This window comes from Klebsiella sp. KTE92 (genome assembly GCF_000398905.1).
Classification (GTDB): Bacteria; Pseudomonadota; Gammaproteobacteria; order Enterobacterales; family Enterobacteriaceae; genus Klebsiella; species Klebsiella variicola.
The window spans coordinates 3,506,554-3,529,263 of record NZ_KB976100.1; the positions used below are offsets into that span (position 1 = coordinate 3,506,554).

Annotated in this window: 19 protein-coding genes; 12 read left to right on the top strand and 7 right to left on the bottom strand. The window is 61.1% G+C overall.

Annotated features, from left to right (window positions below; genetic code table 11):
- Positions 1 to 17: 17 nt before the first annotated feature.
- The 5 genes from cobS to dacD form a co-directional block, all read right to left on the bottom strand.
- Positions 18 to 758, bottom strand: a complete 741-nt coding sequence (gene cobS / locus A1WC_RS08905; RefSeq protein ID WP_008804142.1) for an adenosylcobinamide-GDP ribazoletransferase — start codon at positions 756 to 758, stop codon at positions 18 to 20.
- A gap of 312 nt (positions 759 to 1,070) precedes the next feature.
- A complete protein-coding gene (locus A1WC_RS08900; RefSeq protein WP_002911883.1) occupies positions 1,071 to 1,394 on the bottom strand; it encodes a DUF496 family protein in 324 nt (107 codons plus the stop codon).
- A gap of 167 nt (positions 1,395 to 1,561) precedes the next feature.
- Positions 1,562 to 2,620, bottom strand: a complete 1,059-nt coding sequence (locus A1WC_RS08895; protein ID WP_004203544.1) for an FUSC family protein — start codon at positions 2,618 to 2,620, stop codon at positions 1,562 to 1,564.
- A 98-nt stretch (positions 2,621 to 2,718) separates the two neighbouring features.
- Complete coding sequence (sbmC, locus tag A1WC_RS08890; protein WP_016161443.1) at positions 2,719 to 3,192, bottom strand: DNA gyrase inhibitor SbmC; 474 nt, start codon at positions 3,190 to 3,192, stop codon at positions 2,719 to 2,721.
- A 176-nt stretch (positions 3,193 to 3,368) separates the two neighbouring features.
- Complete coding sequence (dacD, locus tag A1WC_RS08885) at positions 3,369 to 4,532, bottom strand: serine-type D-Ala-D-Ala carboxypeptidase DacD (RefSeq protein ID WP_016161444.1); 1,164 nt, start codon at positions 4,530 to 4,532, stop codon at positions 3,369 to 3,371.
- 180 nt (positions 4,533 to 4,712) lie between these two features.
- Between dacD and sbcB the strand changes: the two genes are divergently transcribed.
- Positions 4,713 to 6,137 carry an exodeoxyribonuclease I gene (sbcB, locus tag A1WC_RS08880; protein ID WP_016161445.1) on the top strand — a complete coding sequence of 475 codons (1,425 nt, stop codon included), beginning with the start codon at positions 4,713 to 4,715 and terminating at the stop codon, positions 6,135 to 6,137.
- Positions 6,138 to 6,266, top strand: coding sequence for a hypothetical protein (locus tag A1WC_RS28405; RefSeq protein ID WP_267283333.1), 129 nt, complete (start codon positions 6,138 to 6,140; stop codon positions 6,264 to 6,266). It begins immediately after the preceding gene.
- Positions 6,267 to 6,371: 105 nt separating this feature from the next.
- Here A1WC_RS28405 and fusA read toward each other — a convergent pair whose 3' ends face one another.
- Positions 6,372 to 8,474: an elongation factor G gene (gene fusA / locus A1WC_RS08875; protein ID WP_016161446.1), complete on the bottom strand. Its 2,103-nt coding sequence runs from the start codon at positions 8,472 to 8,474 to the stop codon at positions 6,372 to 6,374.
- 240 nt (positions 8,475 to 8,714) lie between these two features.
- Here fusA and A1WC_RS08870 point away from each other — a divergent pair, with 240 nt between their 5' ends.
- Positions 8,715 to 9,023: an ArsR/SmtB family transcription factor gene (locus A1WC_RS08870; RefSeq protein WP_008804136.1), complete on the top strand. Its 309-nt coding sequence runs from the start codon at positions 8,715 to 8,717 to the stop codon at positions 9,021 to 9,023.
- Between the two features lie 16 nt (positions 9,024 to 9,039).
- Here A1WC_RS08870 and nifJ read toward each other — a convergent pair whose 3' ends face one another.
- Entirely contained in the window at positions 9,040 to 12,555 is a 3,516-nt protein-coding gene (gene nifJ, locus A1WC_RS08865; RefSeq protein WP_016161447.1) for a pyruvate:ferredoxin (flavodoxin) oxidoreductase, read from the bottom strand.
- Positions 12,556 to 12,959: 404 nt separating this feature from the next.
- Between nifJ and nifH the strand changes: the two genes are divergently transcribed.
- The 9 genes from nifH (at position 12,960) to nifU (ending at position 22,698) form a co-directional block, all read left to right on the top strand.
- On the top strand, positions 12,960 to 13,841 hold the full coding sequence (gene nifH, locus A1WC_RS08860) for a nitrogenase iron protein (RefSeq protein WP_004203553.1): 882 nt from the start codon (positions 12,960 to 12,962) through the stop codon (positions 13,839 to 13,841).
- A 16-nt stretch (positions 13,842 to 13,857) separates the two neighbouring features.
- Positions 13,858 to 15,306 carry a nitrogenase molybdenum-iron protein alpha chain gene (nifD, locus tag A1WC_RS08855; RefSeq protein WP_012541112.1) on the top strand — a complete coding sequence of 483 codons (1,449 nt, stop codon included), beginning with the start codon at positions 13,858 to 13,860 and terminating at the stop codon, positions 15,304 to 15,306.
- Between the two features lie 55 nt (positions 15,307 to 15,361).
- Entirely contained in the window at positions 15,362 to 16,924 is a 1,563-nt protein-coding gene (nifK, locus tag A1WC_RS08850; RefSeq protein WP_016161448.1) for a nitrogenase molybdenum-iron protein subunit beta, read from the top strand.
- Between the two features lie 39 nt (positions 16,925 to 16,963).
- Positions 16,964 to 17,182: a putative nitrogen fixation protein NifT gene (gene nifT / locus A1WC_RS08845; RefSeq protein WP_004203557.1), complete on the top strand. Its 219-nt coding sequence runs from the start codon at positions 16,964 to 16,966 to the stop codon at positions 17,180 to 17,182.
- Positions 17,183 to 17,192: 10 nt separating this feature from the next.
- On the top strand, positions 17,193 to 17,855 hold the full coding sequence (locus tag A1WC_RS08840) for a NifB/NifX family molybdenum-iron cluster-binding protein (protein ID WP_012967614.1): 663 nt from the start codon (positions 17,193 to 17,195) through the stop codon (positions 17,853 to 17,855).
- Positions 17,856 to 18,438: 583 nt separating this feature from the next.
- Complete coding sequence (nifE, locus tag A1WC_RS08835; protein WP_012541110.1) at positions 18,439 to 19,812, top strand: nitrogenase iron-molybdenum cofactor biosynthesis protein NifE; 1,374 nt, start codon at positions 18,439 to 18,441, stop codon at positions 19,810 to 19,812.
- 9 nt (positions 19,813 to 19,821) lie between these two features.
- Positions 19,822 to 21,207 (top strand): nitrogenase iron-molybdenum cofactor biosynthesis protein NifN, encoded by a 1,386-nt coding sequence (gene nifN / locus A1WC_RS08830; protein WP_016161449.1) that lies wholly within the window; start codon positions 19,822 to 19,824, stop codon positions 21,205 to 21,207.
- A complete protein-coding gene (locus A1WC_RS08825; RefSeq protein ID WP_008804129.1) occupies positions 21,194 to 21,664 on the top strand; it encodes a NifB/NifX family molybdenum-iron cluster-binding protein in 471 nt (156 codons plus the stop codon). Before nifN ends, A1WC_RS08825 begins: the two co-directional genes overlap by 14 nt.
- A 194-nt stretch (positions 21,665 to 21,858) precedes the next feature.
- Positions 21,859 to 22,698 (top strand): Fe-S cluster assembly protein NifU, encoded by an 840-nt coding sequence (gene nifU / locus A1WC_RS08820; protein WP_016161450.1) that lies wholly within the window; start codon positions 21,859 to 21,861, stop codon positions 22,696 to 22,698.
- Positions 22,699 to 22,710 lie beyond the last annotated feature (12 nt).

A 22,710-nucleotide genomic window follows, 5' to 3' on the forward strand; every position in this document is an offset into this window, starting at 1 on the left:
ATCGTTGGCGCCAGGCCTTACAGCAGCGCCAGTAAAAAGAGTAATTCACCCAGCTCAATCGCCGCCCCGAGAGTATCCCCGGTCTGCCCGCCGAGGGTTCGCTTCAGCGCCCATCCCAGACCCCAGATCAGCACCAGGGTGATCAGCGCGGCGCGCAGGCCCTGCAGCCCCAGCAGGACGGTGGCCAGCGCTACCCCCATCGCCATCGTCACCAGCGTCTGCTGCAGGCTAACTTTGCCAATAAACAGATTGCCCAGCCCCTTTTCCCGCGCGTAGCGATGACGATACATCAGCAGCACCGCCATTCCGCGACCGACGGCGCAGGCCGCCGCCAGCGCGGCGATGGGGTGGGTATCGCGCAGCAGCAGCTCGCCGACCACCAGCACTTTCGCCACCAGCACGAAGATCAGCGCCAGCCCGCCGTGGGTGCCCAGCCGGCTGTCGCGCATGATCTCCAGCATCCGATCGCGGGTGCGGGCGGAGAAGATGCCGTCGCAGGTATCAGCCAGCCCGTCAAGGTGAAATCCGCCGGTGAGCAGCGCCAGCGCCAGCACGCCGAACAGCGCCGCCAGCGGGACGCCGCACCACGGCTGCAGGAGGAGCGCCACTGCGCCGGCGATGGCGCCGAGCAGTAAACCGACCAGCGGAAAGGTGACGATACTGCGCTGGTACTGTTCGATCTCCAGGCCCTGAGATAACCGCGCCGGGACCGGCAGGCGGCTGATAAACGAGAGTGCAGCAAAGAATGACTTAATCACGTGAGGTTGACTCCTGTCGGCGAAAGCAGCGGAAGAGTTCGGTCGCGCCCGGTCAGCACCTGAGTTTGTCTTCTGGCGAATCGATCGTCGGAGAGGTGAGAGGTGTTGAGATATCGCTCTGACGCCGCTGCGTCAGATGCCCGGCCAGGATGAGAGAAACCTTTCCGATATCAATACGTTTTCGCGGGGCAGTATAGCAAAGAGTCGGTGAGGAGAGTCAGTTGCCGGGACAAAGTTTTGCAGAAAAAGAGACGAATGGGGAGGTAAAGCAGAACAGCCCGGCGACGTCGATCGCCGCCGGACCGGCAGGGATTAGCCTTCGACTTTGGCTTCGCCCATCACTTTCAGTTTTTTGGAGATGTCGCGGCGCTCTTTGGACAGCTCGGCATTTTTGATGATGTAATCATCAACGCGATCTTCGTAATCGCTCTTCATGCTGGCGATGATGCCCTGGATAGCTTCCACGCTCATGCCCGGTTTGATGTAGTCGCTGAGGTTGTCCAGCAGCAGAACACGCTTCTGGTTATCACGGATCTTTTTCTCAACGTCCTGAATTTCACGCTGCAGTTTGTTCTTACGACGGTACAGACGAACAAACTCCAGTACGTCCTGGAAAGAAGGCTTAGTTGTTTCCATTTTTACACCCCTAATAATTGAGATTCGGATTCGTAAAGCGACTGCGTTATAGGGCTAACATAACTGCTAGCAGTCGCTGATGACAATGTTTTTTCCTTTGCGTTTATCATAACCCTAAACGCTGCTGAATCGAAACAACCCATGCAGTTACCCGGTGCATCTGGTGCTTATTTGCGCAACGCGCGGCAGATCAGATGCGACAGCAGCTCCAGCTGACGCGCCAGTTCAATCGAGAGCCAAACATAGCCATGAATTGGGGTTTCCGCCAGGCTGTCGTCCCCCTGCTCTTTCATCAGCTGGCGCAGTTCGAGGACGATCTCATTCAGCTTTTCATTGTTGGCGCGCACAGGCTGAGGGTTCCCTTCATACAAGGCGTGGGCGATGGCCAACAGCGTCTGCTGGGTCATCTGCTGCGTCTCCCGCAGGGTGTGCGCATTGAGCATCACAAAATGACCCGGACGGGTGGCCCACCAGGCGTTGATCTGCAGCTCCAGCATGCAGACGAGGTTGCGGCTGACGGTCTGGATAGCCTCGAAGATCGCCTTCTGGATGTGCGTCTCTTTGCTGGCGGGGGTGATCAGCCCGCGCATTTTGACGACGTCGTTCAGCGCCTGTTGGAGATGCTTTTCCAGCCGCGGCCGATCCACCAGATTTGGCGAGAAGCCGGCCTGGTAGAGGCGGTTAAAGTTGGTGACATAGCTGGCCATCTGGATGCGCCAGTGGATGAACGCCCGCTGCGGCCAGATACCGGTAAACAGCATCGCCAGCAGCGAGCCGAAGATCACGTCGCCGCTTCGCCACAGCGCGGTATGCATATCGCCAGGCGGCGCCCCGACCACCACCGACAGGGTAATGCCGATCAGCAGTGCCTGATAGGGTTTCTTGCCCAGCGCCAGCCAGCCGCAGAGGAACATCGCCGCCGCGCACCAGAGGACCATCAGCGGCAGGGAGATGAGCTCAAGCTTCAGCGCCACCAGCCCCAGCGCCGAGCCGAGGATCGTGCCGCCGATGCGCTGAAACGCCCGCGGCACGACGTTGCCCCAGAAGGAGATCGGACCCATCACCACCACCAGGGTGATGAGAGGCCAGGTCCCCTCAGGCACGTTCAGCAGCCGCACCAGCAAAAAAGTGAGCACAAAGGCCAGCGCAATCCGCACGCCATGCACCACCCGATAATGGCGATACAAGCGGATCTCAAATGGCTTGAGTGATTTATCAGCGCGCACAACCCTCTCCGGCAAAACGAAAAGGCCAATTGTAACTGCTTTTTCGCCCGGAGCGTGCCGGGAATGTAAAAATCCTTGTCCGGAACAGGGGTAAACCGCTACGACGCTACGCGCTCAACGGGGACATACATGTCGATATCCCAGTAGCCGTCGTGGTTGCCGTCGTTGAGATAGATCTCAAAACAGGGCCTGGGGGCCACGCGATACGTTGTGCTCTGCAGCAGGCTGTCGAAAAACTGCATCCACGGGGTGGCAAAATCGTAATCCACCACCCGCGCGCGGGCGCAGGCGTAATCCCCGCCGGCAATCGCCGCCAGTATCACCCCTTCGCTGTTGGCGGGAATGACGTAATCCTCGTCAACGGCGACCACGGTGGCGCAGCGCAGTTTTTCCGCCGGCACTTCCTCCGGGTTATCGTAGTAGACGGCAAGCCATTCACGGGCGGGCACCTGATGGTTCTCAACCCACATCATCAGTTGCTCAAACCCCTGCTTGACCGTTTGATCCCAGGGCCCGACCAGATGGAAACCGGCAATGGTTTTCTTGCCGAGGGTGGTGATGCTGTAGTTCATCTTGCCTCCTTTGGAGATAAATGACTGTATGAATATACAGTTAATTTAACAGGAGATCCCCCCTCAGTATGTGCGCGAATTCACAGAGTCGCCATCACACTGCTGAAAAAACAGGCGCCCCGCCAGCAGGAGCGACAGACGAAAAAAAACCGCCTGCAAAGAGGCGGTTATCATGGTTACAGCTCGTGGTGCAGGTAATCGCTCATTCGCGAGAACACCCCGCCTTTATTGATGCTTTCGAGGGTGACCAGCGGATAGTGCCCCACCACCTTGTCGCCGTCATACAGCGAAATCTCGCCGACCCGCTGGTTGGCGGCGATCGGCGCCTCCAGATCCTTCTTATCCAGCACATATTTCGCTTTAATCCGCGACACTTCCGCCTTCGGCAGCGCTAACCAGAAATCCTGATCGGTGCCGAGCTTAATCTGCTCTTTATCGCCGTACCAGATGCGTTCGGTGCCGACCTTCTGGCCTTTCTGCAGCACCTGCACGGTGTCAAAGTTCTGCTGCCCCCAGTGCAGTAGTTTAGCGGCCTGCTGCTCGCGGCCTTTCGGACTGTCCGCCCCCATCACCACGGCGATCAGCCGGCGCTGGCCATCCACCGCCGAGGCGATCAGGTTGAACCCGGCGCCCGAGGTGTGGCCCGTTTTCAGGCCATCGACGTTCATGGTTTTATCCCACAGCAGACCGTTACGGTTTTGCTGGGTGATCCCGTTCCACGTCAGGCTTTTCTGGCTGTACATGTGGTAGACGTCAGGTTCGCCATGAATAATCGCCCGCGACAGCACCGCGAGGTCATAGGCCGAACTGTGCTGGCCCGGAGCGTCGAGGCCGTGGACGGTTTCGAAATGGGTGTCCCGCAGGTGCAGTTTTTCGACATACTGATTCATCAGGGCGACAAACTGCGGCTGGCCGCCGGCGACATAGTCGGCCAGCGCGACGCAGGCGTCGTTACCCGAGTCGACAATCAGCCCACGGCTGAGGTCGCGGACGCTGACCCGATCCCCTGGTTTTAAGAACATCAGGGATGACCCGTCGAACACCGGGTTGCCCTTCGCCCAGGCGTCTTTACCCACGGTGACGATGTCGTCAAAGGTGATACGATGGCTGTCGATGGCGCGGTCGACCACGTAGCCGGTCATCAGTTTGGTCAGACTGGCAGGATTGCGCTGCTGATGTTCGTTACCCGCGGTCAGGACCTGACCGGTGGTGTAATCCATCAGCACCCAGGAGCCAGCCTGAATAGCCGGTGGCGCGACCGTAGCAGGGAAGTCGACGGCAAATGCGCAGGAAACGCTCGAAGCGAGCAAAGATACAGCAATAAACAAACGGCCTTTCAACGGCATATCCTCTAGATTTACAGATCCGCCGTCCTTTTTACGGAACTTCGCGTTTCATATCAGGGTTTAATTGCAAGAAAATATGACACAGCAGAGGAAGTTGCTTGCCGTTACCCTTCTGATGACCGGGCAAATCGTTTACCATACCGGTCGCACGCCACCACGGATAATGAACAGACTATGCAAGATAGCGTCAACCAGCCCGGATTTTTATTCCACGATTATGAAACCTTCGGCACCAGCCCTTCCCTCGACCGGCCGGCGCAGTTCGCCGCCATCCGCACCGACGCGGAGCTGAACGTGATCGGCGAGCCCGAGGTGTTTTACTGCAAGCCCGCTGACGATTATCTGCCGCAGCCGCAGGCGGTGATGATCACCGGGATCACCCCGCAGGAAGCGCTGGCCAAAGGGGATAATGAGGCCGCGTTTGCCCGCCGCATCCACGATCTGTTCACGGTGCCGCAAACCTGCATCGTCGGCTATAACAACGTGCGCTTTGATGACGAAGTGACGCGGAATATCTTTTATCGCAACTTCTATGACCCTTATGCCTGGAGCTGGCAGCACGATAACTCGCGCTGGGATCTGCTCGACGTGATGCGCGCCTGCTATGCCCTGCGTCCGGAAGGGATCACCTGGCCGGAGAATGACGAGGGTTTGCCCAGCTTCCGGCTTGAACATCTGACCGTCGCCAACGGTATTGAACACCAGAACGCCCATGACGCGATGGCCGATGTGTACGCCACCATCGCCATGGCGAAGCTGGTGAAAACCCGGCAGCCGCGGCTGTTTGATTATCTCTACAGCCACCGCAATAAGCGCAAGCTGGCGACGCTCATCGACGTGCCGCAGATGAAACCGCTGGTGCATGTCTCCGGCATGTTTGGCGCCGCGCGCGGCAACACCAGCCTGGTGGCGCCCCTGGCCTGGCATCCGGAAAACCGCAATGCGGTGATTATGGTCGATCTGGCGGGCGATATGGCGCCGCTGCTGGAGCTCGACGCCGATGCCCTGCGCGAGCGGCTTTACACCCCGCGCGCCGAGCTTGGCGATCTGCCGGCGGCGCCGATCAAGCTGGTGCATCTCAATAAATGTCCGGTGCTGGCTCAGGCCAATACCCTGCGCCCGCTGGATGCCGACCGGCTGAGGATCTCCATTCAGCGCTGTCTGGAGAATGCCCAGCTGCTGCGGGCGAATCCGCAGGTGCGGGAGAAAGTGGTGGCGGTCTATGCCGAAGCCGAGCCGTTCGTGCCGTCCGAAAACGTCGACGCCCAGCTTTACAATGGGTTCTTTAGCGATGCCGACCGCGCGGCGATGAAAATCGTGCTGGAAACCGAACCGCGCAATCTGCCGGCGCTGGATATTACCTTCGCCGATAAGCGTATCGAACGCCTGCTGTTTAACTATCGGGCGCGCAACTTCCCCGGCACGCTCGATGAACATGAGCAGCAGCGCTGGTTAGAGCACCGTCGTCAGGTGTTTACGCCAGAGTTTTTGCAGGCCTATGCCGATGAGCTGCAGATGCTGTATCAGCAGTATGCGGATGATAAAGAGAAGCTGGCGCAGTTGAAGGCGCTGTGGCAATACGCACAGGATATTGTCTGATTGGCTGAAATTCCCGGGTTGCGGCTAACGCCTTACCCGGGCTACAAACTGTATCAGCAGTATGCGGATGATAAAGAGAAGCTGGCGCAGGTGAAGGCGCTGTGGCAATACGCACAGGATATTGTCTGATTGGCTGACATTCCCGGGTTGCGGCTAACGCCTTACCCGGGCTACAAACGATGGCTGGACTCGTAGCCCGGGTAAGACGCCTCGTGTCGCACCCGGGAACGTTGCTTAGCTTTTCGCGCGGCTGGCGATGATTTCATCCGCCACATTACGCGGCGCTTCCGCGTAATGGTGGAACTCCATGCTGTAGGTTGCCCGTCCCTGAGACATCGAGCGCAGCGTGGTGGAATAACCAAACATCTCCGCCAGCGGCACGTCGGCGCGGATGATCTGGCTGCCGAAGCGCTCTTCCATCCCCTGCACCATCCCCCGACGGGAAGAGAGATCGCCCATAATATTCCCGGCGTACTCTTCCGGCGTCTCCACCTCGACGTGCATCACCGGCTCAAGGATCACCGGATCCGCTTTGCGCGCGCCTTCCCGGAAGCCAAAGATCGCCGCCATGCGGAACGCCATCTCCGAGGAGTCCACGTCGTGGTACGACCCGAAGGTCAGGGTCGCTTTCACGTCAACCACCGGATAACCCGCCAGCACGCCGGTGCCCATCGCTTCGCGCAGCCCTTTCTCCACGGAAGGGATGTACTCGCGTGGCACCACGCCGCCTTTGGTGGCGTCCTCGAAGACGAAACCGCTGCCCGGCTCCAGCGGCTCCAGGGTCAGCACAACGTGCCCGTACTGCCCTTTGCCGCCGGACTGGCGCACAAATTTGCCTTCCACGTCCATCACTTTCTTGCGCAGGGTTTCGCGGTAGGTGACCTGCGGACGACCAATGTTGGCCTCGACGCCAAACTCGCGCTTCATCCGGTCGACAATGATCTCCAGATGCAGCTCGCCCATGCCGGAGATAATCGTCTGGCCGGACTCTTCATCGGTATGTAGACGGAACGACGGATCTTCCGCCGCCAGCCGCTGCAGCGCGATGCCCATTTTCTCCTGATCCGCTTTGGTCTTCGGCTCGATGGCCAGCGAAATCACTGGCTCCGGAAACTCCATCCGTTCGAGGGTAATGATCGCATCCGGATCGCACAGCGTATCACCGGTGGTCACATCCTTCAGACCGACGCAGGCCGCGATATCCCCGGCGTGCAGTTCGTCAACTTCGTGGCGGTCGTTGGCCTGCATCAGCACGATACGCCCGATGCGCTCTTTCTTGCCCTTCACCGGGTTCCACACCGCATCGCCTTTCTTCAGCGTCCCGGAGTAGACGCGGATAAAGGTCAGCTGGCCGACGTAGGGGTCGGTCATCAGTTTAAACGCCAGCGCCGACAGCGGCTCATCGTCGCTCGGATGGCGTTCCGCCGGCTGGCCTTTCTCATCAACGCCTTGTATCGCCGGAATATCCAGCGGCGACGGCATCAGCTCCACCACCGCATCGAGCATGCGCTGCACGCCTTTGTTTTTAAAGGCGCTCCCGCAGAGCACCGCCTGGATTTCCCCCTTCACCGTGCGCTGGCGCAGACCGGCAACGATCTCCGCCTCGTCCAGCTCACCGGTTTCCAGGTATTTATCCATCAGCTCATCGCTGGCTTCAGCCGCCGCCGAGACCATTTTCTCCCGCCACTGTTGTGCCGTCGCCAGCAGATCGTCAGGGACAGGCCCATAGCTGAAGGTCATGCCCTGGGTGGCGTCATCCCACAGGATGGCGCGCATTTTCACCAGATCGACAACGCCGGTGAAATGCTCTTCGGCGCCAATGGGGATCACAATCGGCACCGGGTTAGCCTTCAGGCGGTCGATCATCATCTGCACCACGCGGAAGAAGTCCGCGCCGGGGCGGTCCATCTTGTTGACGAAGGCCAGCCGCGGAACGTGGTATTTATTTGCCTGGCGCCAGACGGTTTCCGACTGGGGCTGCACCCCACCGACGGAGTCATACACCATCACCGCGCCGTCGAGCACGCGCATGGAACGTTCCACCTCAATGGTGAAATCCACGTGCCCCGGGGTGTCGATGATATTGATCCGGTGCGGCTCGAAGCTGCGGTCCATACCCGGCCAGAAGCAGCTTACCGCCGCCGAGGTAATGGTGATCCCGCGCTCCTGCTCCTGGGCCATCCAGTCGGTGGTTGCCGCGCCATCGTGTACTTCACCCAGCTTATGGCTCATCCCGGTGTAAAACAGGATGCGCTCGGTGGTGGTGGTTTTACCGGCATCGATATGCGCGGAGATACCGATGTTGCGATAACGTTCGAGGGGGATGGGTCGGGGCATGATGCGTCCTTAGTCGTTTTGACTGTCAGTCTGCGGTCGGAATGATCCGCAGTTCATTTAACTGCCGCCTATCATAGTACAACTGTACGAGTATATTCGAACTATTTTTGCTATTATTACGATTGGTCAGGTTGCGGCGGCGCGCGTGGCATCAGAACCGGAGTTTGGGTATAGTAGCCGCCAGCCGCCGATATGGGCTGCGGCTGCCATGCGCCGCGCCACCGCCGACACAGGATTATTATGATCGCCAATCACCCCGAACGAGAACAAATTCGCCTGGAAAATGTCCTTTCCGCGCTCGGTAACCCACTGCGACTGGAGATCATCCGCACGCTGGCCGACGGCAGCGAGCTGAGCTGCAACGCTCTGCGCCAGGAAGAGGTGGCCAAGTCCACCATGACCCACCACTGGCGCGTCCTGCGCGACAGCGGTGTGATCTGGCAACGGCCTCAGGGACGGGAGAACATGATTTCGCTGCGCCGGGAAGATCTGGACGCCCGTTTTCCCGGCCTGCTGGATACGCTGCTGAACGTGATGCAGCAGCCGTGAATCGCTAACCCACAGCCTACTCCTCTCCCGCCAGCCGCTGATACTGCCTGAAACGGGCCCGGGCATCGTCCTCCGTTTGCCGGAACAGCGCGTCCGCCAGATCCGGCGTGGTTTTATGCAGCGCGGCATAGCGCACCTCGCCGAGCAAAAAGTCGCGGAAACTCTCTTCCGGCTCTTCGGAGTCCAGTATAAACGGCGTTTTGCCCTCGGCTTCCCGCTGCGGATGATAGCGCCACAGGTGCCAGTATCCCGCCTCCACCGCCCGCTTCGCCTCGCGCTGACTGCAGCGCATCCCGGCTTTCAGACCGTGGTTGATACAGGCGGCATAGGCGATCACCAGCGACGGTCCCGGCCAGGCCTCGGCCTCGGCGATGGCCCGCAGGGTCTGATCTTTATCGGCGCCCATGGCGATCTGGGCGACGTAAACATTGCCGTAGCTCATCGCCATCATGCCGAGATCTTTTTTACGCGTGCGTTTCCCCTGAGCGGCAAATTTGGCGATCGCCGCCACCGGGGTCGACTTGGACGACTGGCCGCCGGTGTTGGAGTAGACCTCGGTATCAAACACCAGAATATTGACGTCTTCCCCACTGGCCAGCACATGATCGAGGCCGCCGAAGCCGATATCGTAGGCCCAGCCGTCGCCGCCGAAGATCCACTGCGAACGCCGGACGAAATAGTCGCGGTTCTGCCAGAGCTGCTCCAGCAGCGGGACGCCCTCTTTTTCCGCCGCCAGCAACGCACTGAGGCGGTCCGCGCGCTCGCGGGTCCCCTCCCCCTCATCCTGCTGCGCCAGCCACTGCCGCATCGCGGCGTGAAGCGCGTCGCTGACCGGCAGCGCCAGCGCGGCGGTCAGCTCCTCGGCGATCTGTTGGCGGATCGCCTGGCCGCCAAGCATCATGCCGAGACCGAACTCGGCGTTATCCTCAAACAGCGAGTTTGCCCACGCCGGTCCGTGGCCGCGATGGTTGGTGGTATAGGGCATCGAAGGCGCGCTGGCGCCCCAGATCGAAGAGCAGCCGGTGGCGTTGGCGATCAGCATCCGGTCGCCAAACAGCTGGGTGATAAGCCGGGCATAGGGCGTTTCTCCGCAACCCGCGCAGGCGCCGGAAAACTCCAGCAGCGGCGTTTCGAACTGGCTGCCTTTGACCGTCGTTTTGCGAAACGGGTTATCTTTTGGCGCCAGTCCCAGGGCGTAATCCCAGACCGGAGCCATCGCACGCTGGCTGTCGAGGGAGACCATCTGCAGCGCCTTGCCGCGCGACGGGCAGCTCTCCACGCAGTTGCCGCAGCCGGAGCAGTCCAGCGGCGAGATAGCCAGATGATAGTGATAGTCTTTGGCCCCCTGGGCGGGTTTACTCAGCAGCCCGGCGGGAGCCGTGTCCTGCTCTTCAGCGCTCAGTAACGCCGGGCGGATCGCCGCATGCGGGCAGACAAAGGCGCACTGGTTACACTGGGTACAGCCGTCAGGCTGCCAGACCGGCACCTCCAGCGCGATGCCGCGCTTCTCCCAGGCGGCGGTGCCGGAGGGAAAGGTGCCGTCTTCCATCCCGGCGAAGGCGCTCACCGGCAACAGGTCGCCACGCTGGCGGTTCATGGGCTGCAGGATATCGCGGATGAAGTCCGGCATCAGGGCGCTCGCCTGCGGTGCCGGCGCCTCGAGGGTCGCCCAGTGGGCGGGTACCGTCACCCGGTGCAGCGCCGCCATCCCCAGCTCGATAGCCCGCTGGTTCATCTCAATGACGCTCGCCCCTTTGCTGCCATAGCTTTTCTCCACCGCCTGCTTGAGATAGTCTGCCGCCGTTTGCGGATCGATAATCGCCGTCAGCTTAAAGAACGCCGCCTGCATCAGCATGTTAAAGCGCCCGCCGAGGCCCAGCTCGCGGGCAATGTCCACCGCATTAAGGGTATAAAAGTCGATCTTTTCCTGCGCCAGATAGCGCCGGACGCTGACCGGCAGGTGCTGCTCCAGCTCTGCCTCGGACCAGCTGCAGTTGAGCAGAAAGGTGCCTCCTGGCTTCAGCCCCTCCAGCAGGTCGTAGCGATCGACATAGGATTGCTGAGAGCAGGCGATAAAATCGGCCCGGTGGATCAGGTAGGGCGAGGTGATCGGCCGGTCGCCAAAGCGCAGGTGCGAAACGGTGATCCCCCCGGACTTTTTCGAGTCGTAGGAAAAGTAGGCCTGGGCGTAGAGTGGCGTGTTATCGCCGATGATCTTGATGGCGCTTTTGTTCGCCCCGACGGTGCCGTCCGAGCCCATCCCCCAGAATTTACAGGCGGTGATCCCGGCATGGGAGACCGCCAGCGGTTCCTGCCGGGCGGGCAGCGAGGTAAAAGTGACATCATCGACAATACCCAGGGTAAATCCGTCCTTCGGCAGCGGCTGCCTGAGGTTGTCAAACACCGCGGCGATATCGTTGGGCAGCACGTCCTTACCGCCGAGCGCGTAGCGGCCGCCGACGATCAGCGGCGCATCGTCGCGTTGATAGAAGGCGTTCTTGACGTCGAGGCACAGCGGTTCCGCCTGCGCCCCCGGCTCTTTGGTGCGGTCAAGGACGGCAATACGCTGCACGCTGCCGGGCAGTTGCGCGAAAAAGTGCGCCAGCGAGAACGGCCGATAGAGATGGACGCTGAGCAGCCCCACCTTCTCCCCCGCCGCATTCAGCGTCTCCACCACCTCCTGGACGGTGTCGCACACTGAGCCCATGGCGATAATCACCCGCTCGGCATCCGGCGCGCCGTGGTAATTAAACAGGTGATATTCCCGCCCGGTCAGCGCGGTGATCTTCGCCATATAACTTTCCACCAGATCGGGCAGTGCGAGGTAGAAGCGGTTACCGGCCTCCCGCTCCTGGAAGTAGATATCCGGATTTTGCGCGGTGCCGCGGATCACCGGATGATCCGGGTGCAGCGCCTGCCGACGAAAGCGCTCCAGCGCCGGGCGGTCCAGCAGCGTCGCCAGTTGCTCATACGTCAGCACCTCAATCTTCTGTATTTCGTGCGAGGTGCGAAAGCCGTCGAAAAAGTTGATAAACGGGATCCGCCCGGCGATCGCCGCCAGGTGCGCCACCGCCGACAGGTCCATCACCTGCTGAACGTTATTCTCTACCAGCATGGCGCAGCCGGTCTGCCGTACCGCCATCACGTCCTGGTGGTCGCCAAAAATATTCAGCGAATTGGTCGCCAGCGCCCGCGCGCTGACGTGAAAAACACCCGGCAGCAGTTCACCGGCAATTTTGTACAAATTGGGGATCATCAGCAGCAGCCCCTGCGACGCGGTGTAGGTGGTGGTGAGCGCTCCCGCCTGCAGCGCGCCGTGCACCGCCCCGGCGGCACCGGCTTCGGATTGCATTTCCATCAGGCGCACCGGCTGGCCAAACAGATTCTTTTTCCCCTTAGCGGCCCATTCATCGACATTTTCCGCCATCGGCGTGGAGGGGGTGATGGGGTAGATGGCCGCCACGTCGGTAAAGGCGTAGGAGATCCAGGCCGCCGCCGTGTTGCCATCCATTGTTTTCATGTTTCCGGACATCGTTCAATCCTCAAAGGTGAGCGTTCTCTTTACCGCAGCAGCCCGCGGCAAACCCTGTCACCTCTCCAAGCACAGCCTGTGCCAGCTCGCGAATTGCCGCCTGTCACTCATCAATTCAACAGGTTAAGGGAAGAAACGCGCAGGCCCGTCCGGCGGGATTGCGGGGAATAAGACACTGTGCGCGACAAGCTGTTGAACAGGTGACAAAGCGCCGCGCCGGGCCCGTGGCGGGAAATTGTTCTGTTTCGCACATTTGGTAGCGTTATTGTGCCGTTTGCTCAGCCTCCCGGCACGGCTGTTTTACAAAAAAACACTTATTTATCAAATGACTAAGCAAAAATTCGCAGCTGGTACGTTCCCTGCACTTCTCTGCTGGCAAACACTCAACAACAGGAGAAGTCACCATGACCATGCGTCAATGCGCTATCTACGGTAAAGGCGGTATCGGTAAATCCACCACCACCCAGAATCTCGTCGCGGCCCTCGCCGAGATGGGTAAGAAAGTGATGATCGTCGGCTGCGATCCGAAAGCGGACTCCACCCGTCTGATCCTTCACGCTAAAGCCCAGAACACCATCATGGAGATGGCGGCGGAAGTGGGCTCGGTCGAGGATCTGGAGCTCGAAGACGTTCTGCAAATCGGCTATGGCGATGTCCGTTGCGCCGAATCCGGCGGCCCGGAGCCAGGCGTCGGCTGCGCCGGACGCGGGGTGATCACCGCCATCAACTTCCTCGAGGAAGAAGGCGCCTATGAAGAAGATTTGGATTTCGTCTTCTATGACGTCCTCGGCGACGTGGTCTGCGGCGGCTTCGCTATGCCGATCCGCGAAAACAAAGCCCAGGAGATCTACATCGTCTGCTCCGGCGAGATGATGGCGATGTATGCCGCCAACAATATCTCCAAAGGGATCGTGAAGTACGCCAAATCCGGCAAGGTGCGCCTCGGCGGCCTGATCTGTAACTCGCGCAAAACCGACCGCGAAGATGAGCTGATCATCGCCCTGGCGGAGAAGCTCGGCACGCAGATGATCCACTTCGTTCCCCGCGACAACATTGTGCAGCGCGCGGAGATCCGCCGGATGACGGTGATCGAGTACGACCCGACCTGTCAGCAGGCCAACGAATATCGTCAACTGGCGCAGAAGATCGTCAATAACACCAAAAAAGTGGTGCCGACGCCGTGCACCATGGACGAGCTGGAATCGCTGCTGATGGAGTTCGGCATCATGGAAGAAGAAGACACCAGCATCATTGGTAAAACCGCCGCTGAAGAAAACGCGGCCTGAGTACAGGATCCTCACCATGACCAACGCAACAGGCGAACGTAACCTTGCGCTCATCCAGGAAGTCCTGGAGGTGTTTCCCGAAACCGCGCGCAAAGAGCGCAGAAAGCACATGATGATCAGCGATCCGCAGATGGAGAGCGTCGGCAAGTGCATTATCTCGAACCGTAAATCGCAGCCCGGGGTGATGACCGTGCGTGGCTGCGCCTATGCGGGCTCGAAAGGGGTGGTGTTTGGGCCAATCAAAGACATGGCCCATATCTCGCACGGCCCCATCGGCTGCGGCCAGTATTCGCGCGCCGGACGGCGCAACTACTATACCGGCGTCAGCGGTGTCGACAGCTTCGGCACCCTGAACTTCACCTCTGATTTTCAGGAGCGCGATATTGTTTTCGGCGGCGATAAAAAGCTGACCAAACTGATCGAAGAGATGGAGCTGCTGTTCCCGCTGACCAAAGGGATCACCATCCAGTCGGAGTGCCCGGTGGGCCTGATCGGCGATGACATCAGCGCCGTGGCCAACGCCAGCAGCAAGGCGCTGGATAAACCGGTGATCCCGGTGCGCTGCGAAGGCTTTCGCGGCGTATCGCAATCGCTGGGCCACCATATCGCCAACGACGTGGTGCGCGACTGGGTGCTGAACAATCGCGAAGGGCAGCCGTTTGCCAGCACCCCGTATGATGTTGCCATCATTGGCGATTACAACATCGGCGGCGACGCCTGGGCCTCGCGCATTCTGCTGGAAGAGATGGGGCTGCGCGTAGTGGCGCAGTGGTCCGGCGACGGCACCCTGGTGGAGATGGAGAACACCCCATTCGTTAAGCTCAACCTCGTCCACTGCTACCGCTCGATGAACTATATCGCCCGCCATATGGAGGAGAAACATCAGATCCCGTGGATGGAATATAACTTCTTCGGCCCGACCAAAATCGCCGAATCGCTGCGCAAGATCGCCGATCAATTTGATGACACCATTCGCGCCAATGCGGAAGCGGTGATCGCCAAATATGAGGGGCAGATGGCGGCCATCATCGCCAAATATCGCCCGCGGCTGGAGGGGCGCAAAGTGCTGCTGTACATGGGGGGGCTGCGGCCGCGCCACGTCATCGGCGCCTATGAGGATCTCGGGATGGAGATCATCGCCGCCGGCTACGAGTTTGCCCATAACGATGATTACGACCGCACCCTGCCGGACCTGAAAGAGGGCACCCTGCTGTTTGACGATGCCAGCAGCTATGAGCTGGAGGCCTTCGTCAAAGCGCTGAAACCTGACCTCATCGGCTCCGGGATCAAAGAGAAATATATTTTCCAGAAAATGGGGGTGCCGTTCCGCCAGATGCACTCCTGGGACTATTCCGGCCCCTATCACGGCTATGACGGCTTCGCCATCTTTGCCCGCGATATGGATATGACCCTGAACAATCCGGCGTGGAACGAACTGACTGCCCCGTGGCTGAAGTCTGCGTGATTGCCCCTTCACTGTCCCGTCAGTCCACCGATTTGTGGCGCGGGAGGAGAACACCATGAGCCAAACGATCGATAAAATTCACAGCTGTTATCCGCTGTTTGAACAGGATGAATACCAGACCCTGTTCCAGAATAAAAAGACCCTTGAAGAGGCGCACGACGCGCAGCGTGTGCAGGAGGTTTTTGCCTGGACCACCACCGCCGAGTATGAAGCGCTGAACTTCCAGCGCGAGGCGCTGACCGTCGACCCGGCCAAAGCCTGCCAGCCGCTCGGCGCCGTACTCTGCGCGCTGGGGTTCGCCGGCACCCTGCCCTACGTGCACGGCTCCCAGGGCTGCGTCGCCTATTTTCGCACCTACTTTAACCGCCATTTTAAAGAGCCGGTCGCCTGCGTCTCCGACTCCATGACCGAGGACGCGGCGGTGTTCGGCGGCAACAACAACATGAATCTGGGCCTGCAGAATGCCAGCGCGCTGTATAAACCCGAGATTATCGCCGTCTCCACCACCTGTATGGCCGAGGTGATCGGCGACGATCTGCAGGCGTTTATCGCCAACGCCAAAAAAGAGGGATTTGTTGACGACAGCATCGCCATTCCTTACGCCCATACCCCCAGCTTTATCGGCAGCCATGTTACCGGCTGGGACAATATGTTTGAAGGGTTCGCGAAGACCTTTACCGCTGACTACGCCGGGCAGCCGGGCAAACAGCAAAAGCTCAATCTGGTGACCGGATTTGAGACCTATCTCGGCAACTTCCGCGTGCTGAAGCGGATGATGGCGCAGATGGATGTCCCGTGCAGCCTGCTCTCCGACCCATCAGAGGTGCTCGACACCCCCGCCGACGGCCATTACCGGATGTACGCCGGCGGCACCAGCCAGGAGGAGATCAAAACCGCGCCGGACGCCATTGACACCCTGCTGCTGCAGCCGTGGCAGCTGGTGAAAAGCAAAAAGGTGGTTCAGGAGATGTGGAACCAGCCCGCCACCGAGGTGGCCGTTCCGCTGGGCCTGGCCGCCACCGACGCCCTGCTGATGACCGTCAGTCAGCTGACCGGCAAACCGATCGCCGACGCTCTGACTCTGGAGCGCGGCCGGCTGGTCGACATGATGCTGGATTCCCACACCTGGCTGCATGGCAAAAAATTCGGCCTCTACGGCGATCCGGATTTCGTGATGGGGCTGACGCGCTTCCTGCTGGAGCTGGGCTGCGAGCCGACGGTGATCCTCAGTCATAACGCCAATAAACGCTGGCAAAAAGCGATGAAGAAAATGCTCGATGCCTCGCCGTACGGTCAGGAAAGCGAAGTGTTCATCAACTGCGACCTGTGGCACTTCCGGTCGCTGATGTTCACCCGTCAGCCGGACTTTATGATCGGTAACTCCTACGGCAAGTTTATCCAGCGCGATACCCTGGCAAAGGGCAAAGCCTTCGAAGTGCCGCTGATCCGTCTGGGCTTTCCGCTGTTCGACCGCCATCATCTGCACCGCCAGACCACCTGGGGCTATGAAGGCGCAATGAACATCGTCACGACGCTGGTGAACGCCGTGCTGGAAAAACTGGACCACGACACCAGCCAGTTGGGCAAAACCGATTACAGCTTCGACCTCGTTCGTTAACCATCAGGCGCCCCGCCGCAGGCGGGGCCAGGAGGGAGTATGCCCATCGTGATTTTCCGTGAGCGCGGCGAGGCGCTGTATGCCTATATCGCCAAACAGGATCTGGAGGCCCGGGTGCTCCAGGTCGAACATGACGAGACGGACCGCTGGGGCGGCGCGATTGCCCTCGAAGGGGGACGTCGCTACTACGTCAATCCGCAGCCGGGGCGACCCGTCTTCCCGATAAGCCTGCGCGCCACTCGCAGCACGCTGCTATAAGGAGCTGGAAATGTCCGACAACGATACCCTTTTCTGGCGTCTGCTGGCGCTGTTCCAGACGCTGCCGGAGCTGCAGCCGGTGCAAGTCGTCGACTGGCTGGCGCAGGAGTGCGGCGAAACGTTGACCCCGGCACGGTTAACCACCCTGACGCAGCCTCAGCTGGCCGCCAGCTTTCCTTCGGCGACGGCGGTGATGTCCCCGGCCCGCTGGGCGCGGGTCATCGCCTGCCTGCAGGGGGTGCTGCCCGGCCATTTGCGCATCGCCCGCCCCCCTCAGCGAACGCCGCAGCTGCGGGTCGCTTTTTGCTCGCAGGATGGCCTGGCCATCAATGGTCATTTTGGCCAGAACCGGCTGTTTTTTATCTATGCCTTCGATGACCAGGGCGGCTGGCTGGCGGATCTGCGCCGCTATGCCTCTTCTTCTGCAGCGTCTGACGCCAGTGAGATGCGCGCCAGGCTGCTGGAGGATTGCCATCTGCTGTTTTGTCAGGAGATTGGCGGGCCTGCCGCCGCGAGGTTGATCCGCCATCAGATCCATCCGATGAAAGCGCCGCCGGGCACGACGATTCAGGCGCAGTGCGACGCGGTGAGCGCGATGTTGGCCGGTCGGCTGCCGCCGTGGCTGGCGAAGCGCCTCAACCGGGATAACCCTCTGGAGGAACGTGTTTTTTAATCGTTGCGTTTTGCTTGTTGCCCGCCGACCCCGCGGGCTTTTTTTGCCCCCGCAGGGGCATCCTTTCTTTCCGCAAGGCGAGCGCCGCAGGACAGGGACAAAAGTAACAGCGGGGGTTGGGCGCATCAGGAAAATTGGCGAGAACGCAGGCGCGCATCCAGGACTGGCCGCCAGGACGGCGGCCAGAGGGCGGTCGAGACAAGGATGTCGAGTCCGCCCGTTCCGCCAGATGAAGCCGGAGTGGAGCGAACCGCGCAGCGGCAATTTTCAGCGCCATGCGGGGGGTCATGGGGGGCGGGCGAAACGCCCCCCATGCCGTTCACCCGCAGAGGGCACAATGAAATAGTGAGGAAGGTCGGTGAACGGAATATTCCACTTTATCGACGCTTCCCGTCATTCGCCAATATGCGGCAATACTGTCGCGGTAAATCCAGTTATCAGCGCGAGAAATCATTCCTTCCCCCTGTTTGATTGTTGCCTTTGTCGCAAAACCCACAACCCTTTTCCCTTAAAAATCAATCCCCCTCCCCCTGGAGCGCGAATTGCATCACTTCTCCGGTCTCCCACCGTCAACGAGGTCACTATGAAGGGAAAGGAAATTCTGGCGCTGCTGGACGAACCCGCCTGCGAGCACAACCAGAAGCAAAAATCCGGCTGCAGCGCCCCTAAGCCCGGCGCTACCGCCGGCGGCTGCGCCTTCGACGGCGCGCAGATAACGCTCCTGCCCATCGCCGACGTCGCGCACCTGGTGCACGGCCCCATCGGCTGCGCGGGCAGCTCGTGGGATAACCGCGGCAGCGTCAGCGCCGGCCCGGCCCTAAACCGGCTCGGCTTTACCACCGATCTTAACGAACAGGATGTGATTATGGGCCGCGGCGAACGCCGCCTGTTCCACGCCGTCCGTCACATCGTCGACCGCTATCATCCGGCGGCGGTCTTTATCTACAACACCTGCGTACCGGCGATGGAGGGGGATGACCTGGAGGCCGTCTGCCAGGCCGCACAGACCGCCACCGGCGTCCCGGTCATCGCCATTGACGCCGCCGGTTTCTACGGCAGTAAAAATCTTGGCAACCGAATGGCGGGCGACGTGATGCTCAGGCAGGTAATTGGCCAGCGCGAACCGGCCCCGTGGCCAGACAACACGCCCTTTGCCCCGGCCCAGCGCCACGATATCGGCCTGATTGGCGAATTCAATATCGCCGGCGAGTTCTGGCAGGTCCAGCCGCTGCTCGACGAGCTGGGGATCCGCGTCCTCGGCAGCCTCTCCGGCGACGGCCGCTTTGCCGAGATCCAAACCCTGCACCGGGCGCAGGCCAATATGCTGGTGTGCTCGCGCGCGCTGATCAACGTCGCCCGGGGGCTGGAGCTGCGCTACGGCACGCCGTGGTTTGAAGGCAGCTTCTACGGGATCCGCGCCACCTCCGACGCCTTGCGCCAGCTGGCGACGCTGCTGGGGGATGACGACCTGCGCCGCCGCACCGACGCGCTAATCGCCCGCGAAGAGCAGGCGGCGGAGCAGGCCCTGGCGCCGTGGCGCGAGCAGCTCCGCGGGCGCAAAGTGCTGCTCTACACCGGCGGCGTGAAATCCTGGTCGGTGGTATCGGCCCTGCAGGATCTCGGCATGACCGTGGTGGCCACCGGCACGCGGAAATCCACCGAGGAGGACAAACAGCGGATCCGTGAGCTGATGGGCGACGAGGCGGTGATGCTTGAGGAGGGCAATGCCCGCACCCTGCTCGACGTGGTGTACCGCTATCAGGCCGACCTGATGATCGCCGGCGGACGCAATATGTACACCGCCTGGAAAGCCCGGCTGCCGTTTCTCGATATCAATCAGGAGCGCGAGCACGCCTACGCCGGCTATCAGGGCATCATCACCCTCGCCCGCCAGCTCTGTCTGACCCTCGCCAGTCCCGTCTGGCCGCAAACGCATACCCGCGCCCCGTGGCGCTAGGAGAACACCATGGCAGACATTATCCGCAGTGAAAAACCGCTGGCGGTGAGCCCGATTAAAACCGGGCAACCGCTCGGGGCGATCCTCGCCAGCCTCGGGCTGGCCCAGGCCATCCCGCTGGTCCACGGCGCCCAAGGCTGCAGCGCCTTCGCCAAAGTTTTCTTTATTCAGCATTTCCATGACCCGGTGCCGCTGCAGTCGACGGCCATGGATCCGACCGCCACGATCATGGGGGCCGACGGCAATATCTTCACCGCGCTCGACACCCTCTGCCAGCGCCACAGCCCGCAGGCCATCGTGCTGCTCAGCACCGGTCTGGCGGAAGCGCAGGGCAGCGATATCGCCCGGGTGGTGCGCCAGTTTCGTGAGGCGCATCCGCGCCATAACGGCGTGGCGATCCTCACCGTCAATACCCCTGATTTTTTTGGCTCTATGGAAAACGGCTACAGCGCGGTGATCGAGAGCGTGATCGAGCAGTGGGTCGCGCCGACGCCGCGTCCGGGGCAGCGGCCCCGGCGGGTCAACCTGCTGGTCAGCCACCTCTGTTCGCCAGGGGATATCGAATGGCTGGGCCGCTGCGTGGAGGCCTTTGGCCTGCAGCCGGTGATCCTGCCGGACCTCTCGCAGTCAATGGATGGCCACCTCGGTGAAGGGGATTTTACGCCCCTGACCCAGGGCGGCGCCTCGCTGCGCCAGATTGCCCAGATGGGCCAGAGTCTGGGCAGCTTCGCCATTGGCGTGTCGCTCCAGCGGGCGGCATCGCTCCTGACCCAACGCAGCCGCGGCGACGTGATCGCCCTGCCGCATCTGATGACCCTCGACCATTGCGATACCTTTATCCATCAGCTGGCGAAGATGTCCGGACGCCGCGTACCGGCCTGGATTGAGCGCCAGCGCGGCCAGCTGCAGGATGCGATGATCGACTGCCATATGTGGCTTCAGGGCCAGCGCATGGCGATGGCGGCGGAGGGCGACCTGCTGGCGGCGTGGTGTGATTTCGCCCGCAGCCAGGGGATGCAGCCCGGCCCGCTGGTCGCCCCCACCAGCCACCCCAGCCTGCGCCAGCTGCCGGTCGATCAGGTCGTGCCGGGGGATCTTGAGGATCTGCAGCAGCTGCTGAGCCACCACCCCGCCGATCTGCTGGTGGCTAACTCTCACGCCCGCGATCTGGCGGAACAGTTTGCCCTGCCGCTGATCCGCGTCGGTTTTCCCCTCTTCGACCGGCTCGGTGAGTTTCGTCGCGTCCGCCAGGGGTACGCCGGTATGCGAGATACGCTGTTTGAGCTGGCCAATCTGCTGCGCGACCGCCATCACCACACCGCCCTCTATCACTCGCCGCTTCGCCAGGGCGCCGCTCCCCAGCCGGCTTCAGGAGACGCTTATGCCGCCCATTAACCGTCAGTTTGATATGGTCCACGCCGACGAGTGGTCGATGAAAGTCGCCTTCGCCAGCTCCGATTACCGCCACGTCGATCAGCATTTCGGCGCCACGCCGCGGCTGGTGGTCTACGGCGTCAAAGCCGACCGGGTCACCCTGCTGCGGGTGGTGGAGTTCCCGGTCGCCAGCGGTCACCAGACCGAGAAGATAGCCGAGCGCATCCATGCCCTTGAGGATTGCGTCACCCTGTTCTGCGTGGCGATTGGCGAGGCGGTTTTTCGCCAGCTGCTGCAGGTGGGCGTCCGCGCCGAACGCGTCCCAGACCAGACCACCATCCTCGGCTTGCTGCAGGAGATCCAACTCTCCTGGTATGAAAAAGCGCAGCGCCGCAGCGCGCGGCAACGCGATCCGCAGCGCTTTAACCGCCTGCTGGAGGAGCCGGCGTGGCGGGAGGAGCCCGACCCGCTCCCCTGATCCTGTCGTTTATGTGACAAAGCCCACAAAACGCCACAACAGTGTCGGCCCTGTCGGGGGCGCTTAACCCGCCAGGTCATTAACAAATAAGGTTTTTATGCGTTGGTATCGCAATTGCTTGGGGGTCAGTACCACCGCCAGTCTGCGGTGTACCGCGCCCCGGCGTTTTCGTCATCATCCCTGGAGCTGACAGCATGTGGAACTACTCCGAGAAAGTGAAAGACCATTTTTTTCATCCCCGCAACGCGCGCGTGGTCGACAACGCCAACGCGGTGGGCGATGTGGGTTCATTAAGCTGCGGCGATGCGCTGCGCCTGATGCTGCGGGTTGATCCGCAGACCGAGATCATCGAGGAGGCGGGCTTCCAGACCTTCGGCTGCGGCAGTGCCATCGCCTCCTCTTCCGCGCTGACGGAGCTGATTATCGGCCACACCCTGACCGAAGCCGGGCAGATCACCAACCAGCAGATCGCCGACTACCTCGACGGTCTGCCGCCGGAAAAAATGCACTGCTCGGTGATGGGCCAGGAAGCGCTGCGTGCGGCCATCGCCCATTTTCGCGGCGAAAGCCTTGAGGAGGAGCATGAGGAGGGCAAGCTGATCTGTAAATGCTTCGGCGTCGACGAAGGGCATATTCGCCGGGCCGTGGTGAACAACGGCCTGACCACCCTAGAGGAAGTGATCAACTACACCAAAGCCGGCGGCGGCTGCACCGCCTGCCATGAAAAAATTGAGCTGGCGCTGGCGGCGATCCTCGCCCAACAGCCGCCAGCCCCCCTGCCAGCGGAGACGACCCACGATGCGCACTGGCAAAGCGTGGTCGATACCATCAACGAACTGCGTCCTCACATTCAGGCCGACGGCGGCGACATGACGTTGCTCAACGTCACCCCGCGTCAGGTGACCGTCAGCCTCTCCGGCAGCTGCAGCGGCTGCATGATGACCGACATGACCCTCGCCTGGCTGCAGCAAAAGCTGATGGAGCGTACCGGAACTTACATGGACGTGGTGGCGGCCCCGGCCGCGGTTAACTAACCCAAGGGGGAT